Raw genomic sequence first — 14929 nt, 5'->3', positions numbered from 1 at the left:
TTACGGTTAAAAACCGTAATCTCAGATTATTGACAAAGTGCTGGTTTTTTATCCGGTACTTTGTTTTAATTAAGTTCCGTTCATTCAACGGAGCTTGCCACCATGTTAAGAACACCCCCTCTCCAGACTTTCCCACCAGAAACGCTCTCGCTTGACGAGTTGGTTCCTAAAAATCATTTGGTCCGTAAAGTCGATGCTGCCATTGATTTCGAATTTATCCGCGAACTAGTTGCCCCGTTGTATTGCCGCAATAATGACCGTCCTGCTATCGATCCCGTTATGTTGCTTAAGATGATGTGACTGAGTTATTTTTTATTGCTGGATAAAGGGGGCATGTGGTACGGCAAGGGCAAAAATGGCGCATCGGAGGGCGATCACATCGGCCTAATTGAGGAAATATGAGCTGTCAGGACTTGGCCGGGGGCCATTGCTGGGCCGCATGGAGTACGCGCAGCACAACCAGCGTACCGCTTTCATCCTTGATGCGATAGATAATCACATAATTAGGCCGCACGACGATTTCACGGGTACCGTGCACACGGCCGGGGCGGTACAGTTTAGGCCGCTGCGCAGCGAGTTCGATTTTAGCATCAAAGTCTGCGTCAAGCTCAAGTGCGGCGCTGGGGTTGTTTTGTGCGATGTAATCAAAGATACGTTCTCGATCTGCTTCCGCGATCTTTCGCCAAATGATTTTCATGCGCGACCCTGTACAATGCGTTTACGCAAGGCTTCACGTTTGGCGGCAAATTTGGCCTTGACATCAGTGTGAGGGATACCCGGACCGGGTTCATCTATGGCTTGCTGAACCTGCTCACGAAACCATGCATCATATGCAGCAGCCTCGTGGGTACGCTTGAGCGCTTCGGCACGATCTGGCCTGCGCGTTGAGGTATTGGGGGGAGCGGGGGCGTAGTTTGATGAATCCACGTCGAAGCGGGCAATACCAATTTTTTTGAGATAGGAAACCAGCGTTTCAAACTTGCGGAACAGCCGCACATTGCGGCTGCGCTGTGCGGCCAGTGGTCGTTCGTGCATTCCATAGCGCACTATCACGGCCCAGCCACCTGGCTGGCCTACGATGTGCGCTCCTTTAACGGCTCCGGCCTCCACTAGATGTGAGAGAGTGCCGTGGTCGATAGTTTCAGCCATGTTGTCACCTCGCAATTTCTGAATATTTCACAATGTAGACTACTGTAATTTATAGAGCAAATTATAGTAAATTGCAAGGCGATTTATTATTTTTCACCCAATAACTGAACGTAAAACAGGCAGTTTTCCTTACCACATAAATGCCCCACAGCTTTTTATGCTCTCCTACTTCTCAGATCTGCCATATTTCGGATACTAACTTTCATGATGAAATGGTGGAGCAATACGGGAGAGTCCGGCGCTTCCTGCTGGAAAATATCGAATTCAGAGCGGCTCCGGCGGGAGATGTATCAGCGGTCTGAGATTACGGTTAAAAAACCGTAATCTTTATTTTAATCTTACAAACATCTCTTATTAATGCTTAATAACATAGAGATCTTTCGATGACATAAGACCAAGTGGGCTGATATAATATCCGCCAATATAAGGTTTTATTAATCTGGCGCTAACATAGTAATAAATAGGAATTGCTGGGACATCTTTTGTAAGAATATCTTGTGCTTGCTGGAAATATTCTATGTTGTTTGTTGCTTTGGCTTTACTGATCATTATATCATAAATATCATTATGATATAATGATGTATTATTAGAACTATTGGTGACATAATTATTTAAAAACGAAGCAGGATTATCGTAATCAGATATCCATGCGTATCTTACCAAATCAAAATTACCTTGATGCATGGTATCTAACATTGTTTTCCATTCTTGATTCTGTAAAACAGCATCCACGCCCAGATTTTTCTTCCACATTGAGGTGACGGCAATAGCAATCCTTTTATGATCCTCTGATGTATTGTAAAGAAGATTAAATTTCAATGGATTATTTCTGTTATAACCCGCTTCATTCAATAACTGCCGGGCTTTTTCAATTCTTTTTGCCAACGTCCATGATGCATAATCAGGCTGTTTTAAGTTCATTCCGCCTATATTTGGTGGAGTATTATTATAGGCTGGCTTTTGGCCTTGCCCTAAAACTTTATTTGTTATGATATCTTTGTCTAAAGCCAGATTTAATGCCTGTCTGACTCTAATATCGTTAAAAGGGGCTTTTTGGGTATTAAATTCGTAATAATAAACAGCTAATTTAGGTGAAATATGAACTTGATTACCTAACTTGGTTTTTAATGATTTAAATAAAACCGATGGAATACCCTTTGTAATATCTATTTCTCCTGCTAAATAACGGTTTACCACCGCTGTTTCTGATGTGACGTTAAGATAGGTGACTTTATTAATCACGGTGTGTTCATTATCCCAATATTGTGGATTCCTGATGCCAATCACCTTCTCATTGACGATCCATTCAGAGAGTTTGAATGGGCCACTACTGACAAATACATTTGGTTGAGTCCATTTTTCACCATACTTCTCAACCGCTTTTTGGCTGATAGGAACCATAACGGGGTGTGCTAGCATATTTAAAAAATAGGATAACGGTTGCTCTAATGTTACTTCTACCGTTAAATTATCCAATGCTTTTACGCCTAATTCATCGACTTTTTTCTTACCAGCAAGAATATCTTTGGCATTTACTATATACATGTTTTCAATATAACTGCCATACGGGGACGCCATTTGAGGATCAATTAAACGTCTCCAACTAAAAACCACATCATGAGCGGTAATAGGTGAACCGTCAGACCATTTTATTCCTTCTCTTAGATGAAATACCCAGGTTTTATTATCGTTAGTTTCCCAACGGATAGCTAAATTAGGATTAAACTTACCATCATTTCCTATACTGATTAATCCACTAAAAAAGTCGTTTATAATATCAAACTCAACATCACTTTCAACTTTATGCACATCAAGAGAAGCAGGTTCTGAACCATTATGACGAACAATATTCTGGTTGGTTGCCAGTTGTGTACTGGGTGGAATAATTGCTGCATGAGCTAATGTCAAGCTTCCAAGCATAATTCCTGTGAATAAAGATATGTTTTTTATTGTTTTTTTCATCATGATTTCTCCAATAATAACGCATTTTTTTCAGGTTAATGTTGCAAGTTGTAACATCTGAAATCGGATCTAGGGTAAGTAATTCGACTGAACGTGAAGCCAAAAGTAATTATAGCTATACCCGTCATCTTTCAAGTTGCCTCTTTGTTGGCTGCGTTCGCTCACTCCGGTCACATAGTTACCTATGCTCCCGGGGATTCACTCCCTTGCCGTCGCGATGCATCTTGAAATCTATAGGGTATAAATATGTATTATTTCATTCCAGATGTCGTTGACTGATAATTTTATTTTTCTAATCACCCTGTTTAAAGAGTGATAAAAATAACCTTAATGACTTATTTTTATAAAAATCTATATGAACATTGTTAATTTTTTGATTAAAAAAATTTATTTAACGACAGTATTATCTGTTTCAGATATTAGTTGGTTTTTAACTTTTAAAATCGTGTTTTGTGAATGAATTCACAATTCGCTGATGAAGGTTGTTCTTGATACTAAGAGGAGAAATAGCACACGACACAGATGGATAAAGTTTGCATTGGTTAACGATTGAATGTATATTCTTTATGCTGTCAATCGTTAACTTGGGGTGCATTATGCAAACTGTATATAGGAAGACCAGACTCGGTAATAACGTAGCGGCACCTCATCATGAGTACGATGACGCTGATATAGCGGCTGATCGCCTTGTGAATATCATTAAGGAACTGGCTGATGGTATTCGCAGTAAGGGTAAGGTTAACATCAAGCGTCAGCTAGCGTTGCCGGATAATCAGTTTCTGATGAATATGTTGTTTTTGGCGATACCCGCACGGGCGCTTGCTGAACTGACGCCGGAGAAGAAGAGGTTACTCAATCGTGTGCGTAGCCGTGCGCGCTTTTTTGACAACGTGCGTGAAAATGGTGGTGTGTTAAATTCTGCTGAGGTAGCGAGTTTGCTCGGTGTCAGTAAAGTAACAGTTAAAAAGAAAAAGGACACAGGTAAATTACTGGCCTTGGAATACGATGGTGAGTTTATTTATCCGGCTTTTCAGTTCACCGATGATGAAAGCAAAGGCGAAAAAGGTGTGCTCAAGGGGGTGACGGAGATCTTGTTTCATCTTAATCACTTTAGCGGTGTGATGCAGTACGGATTTTTCGTGCAGAAACGTAATGTACTGGATCACCGTTTACCAGAAGGTCAAGAGTTCACTGTTATTGATTTGCTGAGAGATGGTGTTTCGGATGACAAGCTTCAACAGATAATCCGTTTAGCCAAGTTATTTGGCACTCAAGATGCTGCATAGTAAAAAGAGAGGGAACGGGCACACGCCGGCTCCCTCTTTTATCATATTACGGGAATATCCAGGTCGTTCACCAGGATATCCTCGGCAATTTCTCCTTCATACTCAAATTCCCTGAGCACCTTGAGTTCCTCGGTGCGTATCACGCTTTTGCCAGAAGGATCGTCATGCCAGAGCACGATGCAGGGTTCAAGCGTGACGTTAGACATGTAGGTCAGTCCATCCGCGTGCGGTGATAGCTTTGCCGCGAGTTGTTGTGTGATCCGGTAGTCTGTGCCGGTTAGTTGATGGGCGGTGATATGCATTTTCGGCGCAAGCCGGGTAATGTCTACAATACGTAGATCTTTCTCTATCACCAATGTAGCCATATGGTACCCATCCAGTTCCCGGTCTGTAATAGCTGGCAGACGTTGAAACACCTCCTTCATCGATGTTCTTGGAGAACTGGCAAGATATAAATTGCCATCTATGCCGTTCGTTAACCCGTACCGGGTATGTCCTCCATCTCGGTTAAAGAATACTCCATTGCCTCCGTGTTTACCCTCTTGTAGCCGGTAAAAAACTGTGCCGGCTGAGATGATAATGATACTTTGCGTAATTTTATCGACGGTGAGGGTATCGAACTGCTGCTTTATCACTGAATCAGGGCTTGCCTCAGATTTTGTTACCACTGAACACTCCTGTATCCTTGCCTGTTTCAGCCATATGTTGTCTCCGGTGTTATTACATTAACTGGACAATGAAGACTTATAATGCTGTGTATTTATCCAGTTGTGGGTAGTATATTACAAACAAGGGGGCAGGGTATATGTTTTGATGCAGATTTGATGCAGAGAAAGATTGGGCAATGTACCTCAGTACTTATTCACAGGGATGATGTGAAATATTTACTATTTCTCTTTTCTTTAATCACATTGTTAGATTATTAATATAATCATTGAATTCATATGTTATGAAATAAACAACTGTGCAATAATTAAAGTCATTATTTATATTTTGTTTTTATACAATGATGTGCTTTATTAAACAGAATAATGAGTTAATGGTAAATAAATTTTTAGGATTTACCATGATAATATAGTCTAATATGGTGTAATCAATTATTTTGTAGGCTGAATATAATGATATTAAAATAATAATATATTTGTTTATGGATATTTATCATCGGTTTTATTACATGGGTAAAATAATCTATCAGTTAGTTTTATGTAATTCACAAATAACGATTATATTAGCCAGGAGTATTGAAAATACTTATTTATGATTATGGTGATATGTCTTCATTAGCCTATTTTATAGCTATAAAAATTGACATTATCAATCCATGTATAAATGGTAATCAATATGCAGAGAACTCAAAGAGTTGTTATTACAGGTATGGGCGCCGTAACACCAATTGGTGAAGATATTGAATCATGTTGGCAAAGTATTATCGAGAAACAACATCAATTTCGCAGAATTGAATTTCCTGACTCATTCATTAATTCACGTTTCTTTTCTTTCCTTGCACCCAATCCATCACGTTATCAGTTATTACCAAAAAAGTTGACTCATATGCTTTCTGACTGCGGAAAAATGGCGTTGAAAGCGACTTATCAAGCTTTTACCCAAGCATTTGGTGTGAACGTATCACCTGTTGAATATTACGATAAATACGAATGTGGGATCATACTTGGCAGTGGCTGGGGAGCTGTCGATAATGCCGGAGATCATGCCTGCCAGTATGAGGAAGTTAAATTAGCTCATCCCATGAGTAATCTTATCACCATGCCAAGTTCCATGACGGCGGCGTGTTCTATCATGTATGGACTACGTGGTTATCAGAATACCATTATGGCTGCTTGCGCAACGGGTACAATGGCGATAGGTGATGCCTTTGAAATTATTCGCTCAGGGCGGGCAAAATGTATGATTGCCGGGGCCGCTGAATCACTTACTCGAGAATGTAATATTTGGAGTATTGATGTACTGAATGCATTGTCGAAAGAGCAAACGGACCCCAATCTTGCATGTTGTCCATTTAGTCTTGATCGCTCTGGATTTGTATTGGCCGAAGGAGCGGCGGTGGTTTGTCTGGAAGATTATGATTCGGCCGTCGCGCGTGGGGCAACGATTCTGGCGGAAATCAAAGGTTACGCTCAATATTCAGATGCCGCTAATTTAACCCGGCCGACAGAAGATATTGAACCTAAAATATTATCGATAACCAAAGCCATCGAGCAGGCGCAGATTTCGCTGGAAGATATTGACTATATTAATGCTCATGGTACTTCTACACCGTTAAATGATCTTTATGAAACTCAGGCAATTAAAGCAGCACTAGGCCAATATGCTTATCAGGTACCTATATCAAGCACAAAATCTTATACCGGTCATCTTATTGCTGCCGCCGGTAGTTTCGAAACTATTGTCTGTGTAAAGGCATTAACTGAAAATTGCTTGCCAGCAACATTGAATTTACATCGGGCTGATCCAGATTGCGACCTTAATTATTTACCTAATCAACATTGCTACACCGCTCAACCAGAAGTGGCGCTTAATATCAGTGCAGGTTTTGGGGGACATAACGCTGCGTTGGTTATCTCTAAGATAAGGTAACTGATATGTTGATTTTTGAAATGGAAGATATTGAACATTGGTCGAATTTCTCTGGGGATTTTAATCCTATCCATTATTCGGCGAAAAGTGGATTTTTACACAATATGCAGCAGTACCCCGTGCAGGGAATGTTGAGTCTGCTTTATGTCAGGCAACAGTTCTCTCAATTAACCTCCGCTTTTACATCTAGAATACTGAATATTGATACGTCATTCCGTCAATATGTTTATACTGCATTGCCACATCAGTTGAGAATTGATACTAAAAGCAAAACGTTTAAATTGGAAAATCCGTGCAGAAAAAGTGCGTTATCTGGCAATACCAGGGTAGAAAATACAATGGAGTCAATTGAAAATTGGATTGTTCAAGATAACTGCCAGAAATTGACGATAACAAGGAAAGGAGTTTGTGAAAAATATGCTGTCTTTAGACATTATTTCCCCAGTGTCACATCTATTGGATGGTTTCTGGATGCGCTTGCTTTTCATCTTGTTATTAATTCGACAAGTTTTCTTGATTTTGAACACTACCATTTTAACCAGTTACAGGATTATCTGAATCGATCTTTTACTTTGCATACCGGACAAGCGATTAAGATCAGGGAGGACATTGTTAATAGTACAATATTACTATCTTCTCCGGATGTCTGTGTTGAATTAAATCCTCCTTTATTGATTAAGAATGGCCCTAAAGATTATATCCGTATTTTTTATTATCGATGTTTATATGATAAAAACCCTATTTTTGTATCAAAGATTTCAATTATCTCTAAGATGAAATAAAAGGAAAGCGAAATGCCAACACAAAGTGATATCTTTACTGCAATAAAAAATAGAATATTAATGATGAAGGATATAGAAGAGGAAGAGATAACACCAGAATCTTATTTTATTTCACTTAAATTTGACAGCCTTGACTATGTGGAAATTCAAGTGTTTGTATTGGAAACGTATGGCATTATGCTTAAAGCTGAACTTTTTTCAGATCATTCTATTTCAACATTAGATGATCTTACTGGTTATGTAAAATCAAAACTGTAAGCTGAGTTTTGATTTAATGCTGTTTTTTCACCATTAATATTAAGAGGTTATAATGAACATTCTAGAGCAAGGTAAGGTTGCTGCTTTATATTCAGCATATTCGGAAACAGAAGGTTCTTCGTGGGTTGGAAATTTGTGCTGTTTCTCAATTGATCGAGAACATTTACCTATTATCGTGAATGGGCGTCGTTTCTTGATTGAATTTGTTATTCCAGAACATTTACTTGATAAAACTATTAAACCAAGAATATTCGAATTGGATATCAATAAACAGTTTTTACTGCGTCGAGACCATCGTGAGATAAATATTTATCTTTTAGGTGAAGGCAATTTTATGGATAGGACGACGACAGACAGAAAATTATTCGAATTAAATGAAGATGGTTCACTATTTATTAAGACATTACGCCATGCGATTGGTAAATATGTTTCTATCAATCCTTCAACCACGCAGTTTATCTTTTTTGCACAAGGGAAATACAGCGAATTTATCATGAACGCCTTGAAGGAATTTGAAGATGATTTATCAAAACGTTATCGTGTAAGAATTATTCCTGAATTGCAAGGGCCATATTATGGCTTTGAACTTGATATTCTTTCTATTATAGCTTAATTCACAATATTATGGAGAGTGTGATGGAAAAGAAAATAACAACATTTACCATTGAAAAAACTGATGACAATTTTTATGCTAATGGGCGTCATCAATGTATGGTAAAAATCTCTGTACTTAAACAAGAATATAAGAATGGTGATTGGGTAAAATTAGCACTTAGTGATGCTGAAAAAAGATCGATTCAGGTGGCTGCATTGAGTGATAGCCTCATATATGACCAATTAAAAATGCCTTCAGGATGGACAACGACAGATGCGAGAAATAAATATGATCTTGGGTTATTAAATGGTGTTTATAGTGCTGATATTTTTACTGAGGAGCCGGTAATAAATCATGCGGGAGATTGCTGTACAAATGAAAACTATCAGAACAGTGTGAAGAGTGTTCCTGAAATTATCTATTGTTATGTTAGTAGTAATAGGACAAGTACAGAATACCTAATGGCAAAAATGACATTCGAAGATACGAATGGGAAGCGCACACTAACAACGAATATGTCGGTTGGTGATGAAGTTTTTGACAGCAAGATTTTATTAAAAGCCATTGCTCCTTATGCAATTAATGCAAATCAATTGCATGAAAGTACCAATATATTGTTTGATAAAACAGAAGAACCAACGAAATCGGATACCCATCATCAAACAATTAACCTTTATCGCTGGACATTGCCATATCATTTGAGGATTCTTGAAGGGAATGACAGGACTGTTAATAATATATATGTCCTTGGTAAAAATTCATCAGATGATAGATTCTTGACAAGAGCAAGAGTATTTAAACGAGGAACTTCATATGTAAATGCTAGGAATGATATGAGTGGAGGATGTGTTATGGACTACTCTTATGATGTAACTGTTCCTGACACACAGCTTGCTGCTGAGGTACTCCATGTAACAGGATGTTCATGGACGACCGGTTATTTCGATGGAGATTATGATGTCACAATCATTGATAACTACGGTTGCCAGCATAAATTTAGAATATCCTCGGTTAATATTGGACGTGCGCTAAGCATAGCGAGAATAAGTTGATTTTCCTTAGTAAAAAATCTTTATCTATGCTGGTAATCGCATGTGCGTTTACCAGCAATTAAGATGTTCTATTATTGTATATAAAAGAATAGCTAAATGGATATTTAATTTGGCTGTGATATTAATCAAACGGGAACTTTAAAATGAAAGTTAACGATATATATTCCAATGCTTTTAATTTTGGATCTTATATTAATACCGGTGTCGATCCCAGAACAGGTCAATATAGCGCAAATATCAATATTATCACGTTGAGACCAAATAATGTCGGTAATATTGAACAGGTACTTAATTTATCATTCTCGCCATTAACAACATTAAATAATGGGTTTGGTATTGGCTGGCGATTTTCATTAACAATGTTAGATGTAAAAACACTTACATTTAGCCGAGCTAATGGAGAACAATTTAAATGTAAGCCATTGCCACCTAATAATAATGATATTAGCTTTAAAGATAAAAAATTAAAAGATTTGCGTGTCTATAAACTCGATAGCAATACCTTTTATGTTTATAACAAAAATGGCATTATAGAAACACTTAAACGAATTGGATCGAGTGACATTGCGAAAACGATTGCACTTGAATTTCCAGATGGTGAAGCATTTGATTTAATTTATAATTCAAGGTTTGCATTATCCGAAATAAAATACCGTGTGACGGGTAAAACTTATCTTAAACTCAATTACTCTGGAAATAATTGTACATCAGTTGAATACCCAGATGATAATAATATCTCTGCGAAAATCGCATTCGATTATCGCAATGATTATCTCATTACTGTGACTGTACCTTATGATGCTTCTGGTCCTATTGATTCTGCCAGATTTAAGATGACCTATCAGACATTAAAAGGAATATTTCCAGTTATTAGCGCTTTTCGTACGCCAACCGGTTATATTGAGCTAGTGAGTTATAAAGAGAATGGGCATAAAGTGACGGACACGGAATCTATTCCTTATGCTTCTGCGCTGACTATTCAACCTGGTAATGGGCAGCCTGCGATCAGCAAATCCTATGAATATAGCTCAGTGCATAATTTCTTGGGCTATTCTTCTGGCCGAACAAGCTTTGATTCCAGTCAAGATAATTTGTATCTGGTTACAGGGAAATATACCTATTCATCCATTGAACGTGTTTTAAACGGTCAAAATGTTATTTCAATAACAGAAAGGGTGTTTGACAAATTTCATTTAATGACCAAAGAAGCAAAAACACAAGATAATAAGAGAATCATAACAGAAATTACTTACAATGAAGATCCGTCAAAAAGCTTTTCCGAACAACCAGAAAATTTACAACAACCCTCTCATGTGTTAACGCGTTACACAGACTTACAAACCAATACTTCACGAGAAGAGAGTGTTAATATTAAAAGCGATGATTGGGGAAATACTCTACTTATTATTGATACCAGTGGGATACAGAAAGAATACGTTTATTATCCGGTGAATGGTGAGGGTAATAATTGTCCTGCTGATCCCTTGGGCTTTTCCCGGTTTTTAAAATCAGTTACGCAAAAAGGATCGCCTGATGCTGCTCAAAGTGTCGCGAATAGGGTGACTCACTACACATATCAAAAACTGCCCACTTTTACCGGCGCTTATGTTAAGGAATATGTCAGTAAAGCCTCAGAGACGATAGACAGTAAAATAGTCAGGACCTTTAACTATGTTAATTCACCGACAAACAAATCTCATGGTTCATTAGCAAAAATAACGTCGGTGATGAATAACCAACAAACGGTTACCACGTTTAAATATGAATATTCAGATAGTGAGATGACCACAAACTCTACGGTGACGGGTTTTGATGGTGCATATATGGAATCGAAAAATGTGACCTCCATTTATACACATCGGCAACTCCGTAAAGTTGATGTAAACCATGTCATTACAGACCAGTCTTATGATCTTTCCGGCCGAATTATAGGACAAATTATTGACCCTGGTACGACAAAAGAAATTAAACGTAGTTATATATATCAATATCCTGGTGGTGACGAAAATGATTTTTGGCCGGTGATGATAGAAATTGATTCTCAAGGCATCAGACGTAAAACCCATTACGATGGAATGGGACGTATTTGTTCGATTGAAGAACAAGATGATGATGGTATTTGGGGCACATCGGGGATTTATCAAGGCACATATCGAAACGTTCTTGCCAGACAATATGATGTTTTGGGGCAATTGGTCAAAGAGATTTCAAATGATTGGTTATGGGATTTATCTGCTAATCCTTTGACTCGCTTGACGACTCCTTTAGTGACAACGAAAACCTATCAATATGATGGTTGGGGAAACCGTTACAGCACTGAATACAGTGATGGTCGGATAGAGCTGGAAATCCATGACCCTATTACGAGGACAATTACTCAAGGGGTCAAAGGGTTGGGAATGTTAAATATTCAGCAAAATAACTTTGAACAGCCTGCTTCAATTAAAGTTGTGTATCCTGATGGTGCGATATATAGCACTCGTACCTATCGTTATGATGGATTTGGTCGTACGGTGACTGAAACAGATACGGAAGGTTACGCTACCCAAATTGAGTACGATCTATTTGATCGTATAGTGAAAAAAACGTTGCCAGACAGAACAATATTAGAATCCGCTTATGCAAGCTTTAGCCATGAAGAATTAATTTCTGCACTGAACGTGAATGGAACACAATTGGGTTCATTAGCTTATGATGGTCTTGGGCGGGTAATCAGCGATATGGTGGGTGGTCGCAAAACGGAATATTTATATGGACCTCAAGGTGACAAACCTATTCAGTCTGTCACGCCTGCGCATAATAAACAAAACATCGATTATCTTTACTCTCTCGGTAGTGTGATGTCCAAATTTACCACAGAGACCAGCCAACAAAACTTTCATTACTATCAGAAAACGGGGGCATTATTATCTGCGACAGAAGGCGTATCCCAGAGCAGTTACAGTTATTTTCCATCGGGTGTATTACAGCACGAATCATTTTCTCGGGATAATAAACCGATTTCATCGGGCGATTACCGTTATACGATGTCTGGTTTGATTCAACGTCATAAAGATAGTTTTGGTCATGATCATGTTTATAGTTACGATGCCCAAGGAAGATTAGTTAAAACAGAACAGAGTTCGCAATACGCTATATTTGAATATGACAATGTTGGACGGCTAATAACAACGACGACAAAAGACACAACGTCATTATCCCAATTAGTCACAAAAATTGAATACGATGCTTTTGATCGAGAGATAAAACGCTCGCTAATTAGTGACTTCTCAATACAAGTCATTACCTTAAGCTATACAAAGAATAATCAAATCAGTCAACGTATCACCTCCGTCGATGGGGTGGTTATGAAAAATGAACGTTATCAATATGATAGTAATCAGCGCTTAAGCCAGTACCAATGCGAGGGAGAACAATCTCCGGTTGATCATACTGGTCGAGTGTTAAATCAGCAAATTTACCATTATGACCAATGGGGTAATATCAAACGGCTTGATAATACATATCGAGATGGTAAAGAAACAGTGGATTATCATTTCAGTCAAGCCGATCCAACCCAACTTATTCGTATTACCAGCGATAAACAGCAAATAGAGTTAAGTTATGATGCCAACGGTAATCTAATACGCGACGAAAAAGGGCAAACGCTCATTTACGATCAGAATAATCGCCTGATACAGGTCAAAAACCGGCTGGGTAATCTGGTGTGCAACTACCAGTATGATGCATTGAACAAATTAACCGCCCAAGTTTTAGCAAATGGTACGGTTAATCGTCAGTATTATGCTTCAGGTAACGTGGCGAATGTTCAATTGGGTGATGAAACCATTACCTGGTTGAACAGCGATAAGCAACGGCTTGGTCATCAGAGTACCAAGAATGGCCAGTCCGTCTATTATCAATATGGCACTGACCATAATAGTACGGTTATAGCCAGTCAGAACGAAAACGAGTTGATGGCTTTATCCTACACACCTTATGGCTTTAGGAGTTTAATTTCTTCATTACCGGGTTTGAATGGAGCGCAGGTCGATCCAGTAACAGGCTGGTATTTCTTAGGTAACGGATATCGTGTTTTCAATCCGGTTCTCATGAGATTTCATAGTCCCGACAGTTGGAGCCCCTTTGGCCGGGGAGGGGTTAATCCCTACACTTATTGCCAGGGCGATCCCATAAATCGGATTGATCTGAACGGTCATCTTAGTGCTGGAGGAATATTAGGCATTGTGCTGGGGGCAATTGGTATCATTGTTGGGATTGTGTCACTGGGGGCTGGCGCGGCAATTAGTGCGGGTCTCATTGCTGCGGGGGGAGCTATGGGGGCGATTGCTTCTACCAGTGCGTTTGCAGTTACTGCGACCGTCATTGGATTAGCTGCTGATTCGATAGGGATTGCGTCAGTAGCATTATCGGAAAAAGATCCGAAAACAGCCGGGATATTAAATTGGATTAGTACCGGGTTTGGGATTTTAAGCTTTGGCATCAGTGCAATAACCTTTACCTCTTCGCTGATAAAATCGGCACGGAGTGGTTCTCAGGTAGCCAGCGCGGGTATTATCGGGTCAGTACCTATTGAATTTGGTGAAATTGCCAGCCGCTCTAGCAGACATTGGGATATCGCTTTATCGGCGGTATCATTTGGGGCAGATGCTCTGTCGCTTTCTACCGGAATAGCAGCTTCTGCCGTTGGAGATAACAATGCTAATGCCGCTAATATCTTGGGATGGATCTCTTTAGGTTTTGGGGCTGTATCAACAACGGCGGGGCTAATTAATCTTGCGCGTACAGCTTATGCAGTGAATCATCAAACTTGGGAACTCAGTTCATCAGCAGGTACTTCTGAGGGAAGTGAAGCCTATACGTTGTCTCGTTTTGCACAATTGGAGCCAGAAGCGATAAATGTTCATCCATCTATTCGAGCCGTTGAAGTGAACCAAGCATTTCGAAATAGTACCGGAAATCTATTTAGTCAATCGTCCATTGAAACCCGTAATGTGTTACGAGGCCGTTTGACAATGTAAAGATTCTGCGGGCTGAATTTTTAAGTCTCATGAAAATAACTATTGGGCGACGTTTGCGTCGCCTTTTATGAGAAGTCGAAGGCACCCATATTTGAATGGGCCTTAATCCTGACATCCTGAGCTGTTGTCTGTGTTTTTTGACACGATCTGCAACCTTATTCATACTTCACCTTCGTGACATGTAACGATGTCTATAATATAACCGGAAAAACGTGACATGCAACACGTT

At 39.1% G+C, this 14929-nt stretch carries 12 protein-coding genes and 1 pseudogene; 8 read left to right on the top strand and 5 right to left on the bottom strand.

The window, feature by feature from the left end; translation table 11 throughout:
- Positions 1-102 precede the first annotated feature (102 nt).
- Positions 103-297, top strand: a pseudogene (locus LG003_RS02395) (IS5/IS1182 family transposase); the annotation flags it as partial.
- A 109-nt stretch (positions 298-406) separates the two neighbouring features.
- Here the strand turns inward: LG003_RS02395 and LG003_RS02390 are convergent.
- The 3 genes from LG003_RS02390 to LG003_RS02380 all read right to left on the bottom strand — a co-directional run bounded on the left by LG003_RS02390 (position 407) and on the right by LG003_RS02380 (position 3114).
- On the bottom strand, positions 407-697 hold the full coding sequence (locus tag LG003_RS02390) for a type II toxin-antitoxin system RelE/ParE family toxin (RefSeq protein WP_262980088.1): 291 nt from the start codon (positions 695-697) through the stop codon (positions 407-409).
- On the bottom strand, positions 694-1149 hold the full coding sequence (locus LG003_RS02385) for an antitoxin PaaA2 family protein (protein WP_112875984.1): 456 nt from the start codon (positions 1147-1149) through the stop codon (positions 694-696). The genes LG003_RS02390 and LG003_RS02385 overlap by 4 nt, the downstream gene beginning before the upstream one ends.
- 354 nt (positions 1150-1503) lie before the next feature.
- Positions 1504-3114: an ABC transporter substrate-binding protein gene (locus LG003_RS02380; RefSeq protein WP_112875983.1), complete on the bottom strand. Its 1611-nt coding sequence runs from the start codon at positions 3112-3114 to the stop codon at positions 1504-1506.
- Between the two features lie 593 nt (positions 3115-3707).
- Here LG003_RS02380 and LG003_RS02375 point away from each other — a divergent pair.
- Positions 3708-4397 carry a hypothetical protein gene (locus LG003_RS02375; RefSeq protein ID WP_262980087.1) on the top strand — a complete coding sequence of 230 codons (690 nt, stop codon included), beginning with the start codon at positions 3708-3710 and terminating at the stop codon, positions 4395-4397.
- 41 nt (positions 4398-4438) lie between these two features.
- Here the strand turns inward: LG003_RS02375 and LG003_RS02370 are convergent, their stop codons facing one another.
- Positions 4439-5065 carry an RES family NAD+ phosphorylase gene (locus LG003_RS02370; protein WP_112875981.1) on the bottom strand — a complete coding sequence of 209 codons (627 nt, stop codon included), beginning with the start codon at positions 5063-5065 and terminating at the stop codon, positions 4439-4441.
- A 673-nt stretch (positions 5066-5738) separates the two neighbouring features.
- Here LG003_RS02370 and LG003_RS02365 point away from each other — a divergent pair.
- The 6 genes from LG003_RS02365 (at position 5739) to LG003_RS02340 (ending at position 14700) form a co-directional block, all read left to right on the top strand.
- Positions 5739-6992 carry a beta-ketoacyl-[acyl-carrier-protein] synthase family protein gene (locus tag LG003_RS02365; protein ID WP_240000670.1) on the top strand — a complete coding sequence of 418 codons (1254 nt, stop codon included), beginning with the start codon at positions 5739-5741 and terminating at the stop codon, positions 6990-6992.
- Positions 6993-6997: 5 nt separating this feature from the next.
- Positions 6998-7774 (top strand): hypothetical protein, encoded by a 777-nt coding sequence (locus LG003_RS02360; RefSeq protein ID WP_112875979.1) that lies wholly within the window; start codon positions 6998-7000, stop codon positions 7772-7774.
- A gap of 12 nt (positions 7775-7786) precedes the next feature.
- The gene (locus LG003_RS02355) at positions 7787-8032 is read left to right on the top strand and encodes an acyl carrier protein (protein WP_112875978.1); all 246 of its coding nucleotides are present in this window, start codon (positions 7787-7789) and stop codon (positions 8030-8032) included.
- Between the two features lie 52 nt (positions 8033-8084).
- Positions 8085-8645, top strand: a complete 561-nt coding sequence (locus tag LG003_RS02350; RefSeq protein WP_112875977.1) for a hypothetical protein — start codon at positions 8085-8087, stop codon at positions 8643-8645.
- Positions 8646-8668: 23 nt separating this feature from the next.
- Positions 8669-9679: a hypothetical protein gene (locus LG003_RS02345; RefSeq protein WP_112875976.1), complete on the top strand. Its 1011-nt coding sequence runs from the start codon at positions 8669-8671 to the stop codon at positions 9677-9679.
- A 143-nt stretch (positions 9680-9822) separates the two neighbouring features.
- Positions 9823-14700, top strand: coding sequence for an RHS repeat-associated core domain-containing protein (locus LG003_RS02340; RefSeq protein ID WP_112875975.1), 4878 nt, complete (start codon positions 9823-9825; stop codon positions 14698-14700).
- Here the strand turns inward: LG003_RS02340 and LG003_RS23325 are convergent.
- The gene (locus LG003_RS23325) at positions 14645-14863 is read right to left on the bottom strand and encodes an antitoxin MazE-like protein (RefSeq protein WP_112875974.1); all 219 of its coding nucleotides are present in this window, start codon (positions 14861-14863) and stop codon (positions 14645-14647) included. The genes LG003_RS02340 and LG003_RS23325 overlap by 56 nt on opposite strands.
- Between the last annotated feature and the right edge of the window lie 66 nt (positions 14864-14929).

It is taken from the genome of Photorhabdus kleinii, from assembly GCF_025384885.1.
Classification (GTDB): domain Bacteria; phylum Pseudomonadota; class Gammaproteobacteria; order Enterobacterales; family Enterobacteriaceae; genus Photorhabdus; species Photorhabdus kayaii.
The sequence above is the reverse complement of the archived record's forward strand: the minus strand, read 5'-3'. Positions and strand labels throughout refer to the sequence as shown.

What these genes read in the sequence shown, in the direction of transcription:
- LG003_RS02350 (WP_112875977.1), top strand. Translation starts at nt 8,085, where the DNA reads ATGAACATTCTAGAGCAAGGTAAGGTTGCTGCTTTATATTCAGCATAT.
- LG003_RS02340 (WP_112875975.1), top strand. Translation starts at nt 9,823, where the DNA reads ATGAAAGTTAACGATATATATTCCAATGCTTTTAATTTTGGATCTTAT.
- LG003_RS02355 (WP_112875978.1), top strand. Translation starts at nt 7,787, where the DNA reads ATGCCAACACAAAGTGATATCTTTACTGCAATAAAAAATAGAATATTA.
- LG003_RS02390 (WP_262980088.1), bottom strand. Translation starts at nt 697, where the DNA reads ATGAAAATCATTTGGCGAAAGATCGCGGAAGCAGATCGAGAACGTATC.
- LG003_RS02380 (WP_112875983.1), bottom strand. Translation starts at nt 3,114, where the DNA reads ATGATGAAAAAAACAATAAAAAACATATCTTTATTCACAGGAATTATG.
- LG003_RS02375 (WP_262980087.1), top strand. Translation starts at nt 3,708, where the DNA reads ATGCAAACTGTATATAGGAAGACCAGACTCGGTAATAACGTAGCGGCA.
- LG003_RS23325 (WP_112875974.1), bottom strand. Translation starts at nt 14,863, where the DNA reads ATGAATAAGGTTGCAGATCGTGTCAAAAAACACAGACAACAGCTCAGG.
- LG003_RS02345 (WP_112875976.1), top strand. Translation starts at nt 8,669, where the DNA reads ATGGAAAAGAAAATAACAACATTTACCATTGAAAAAACTGATGACAAT.
- LG003_RS02385 (WP_112875984.1), bottom strand. Translation starts at nt 1,149, where the DNA reads ATGGCTGAAACTATCGACCACGGCACTCTCTCACATCTAGTGGAGGCC.
- LG003_RS02360 (WP_112875979.1), top strand. Translation starts at nt 6,998, where the DNA reads ATGTTGATTTTTGAAATGGAAGATATTGAACATTGGTCGAATTTCTCT.
- LG003_RS02365 (WP_240000670.1), top strand. Translation starts at nt 5,739, where the DNA reads ATGCAGAGAACTCAAAGAGTTGTTATTACAGGTATGGGCGCCGTAACA.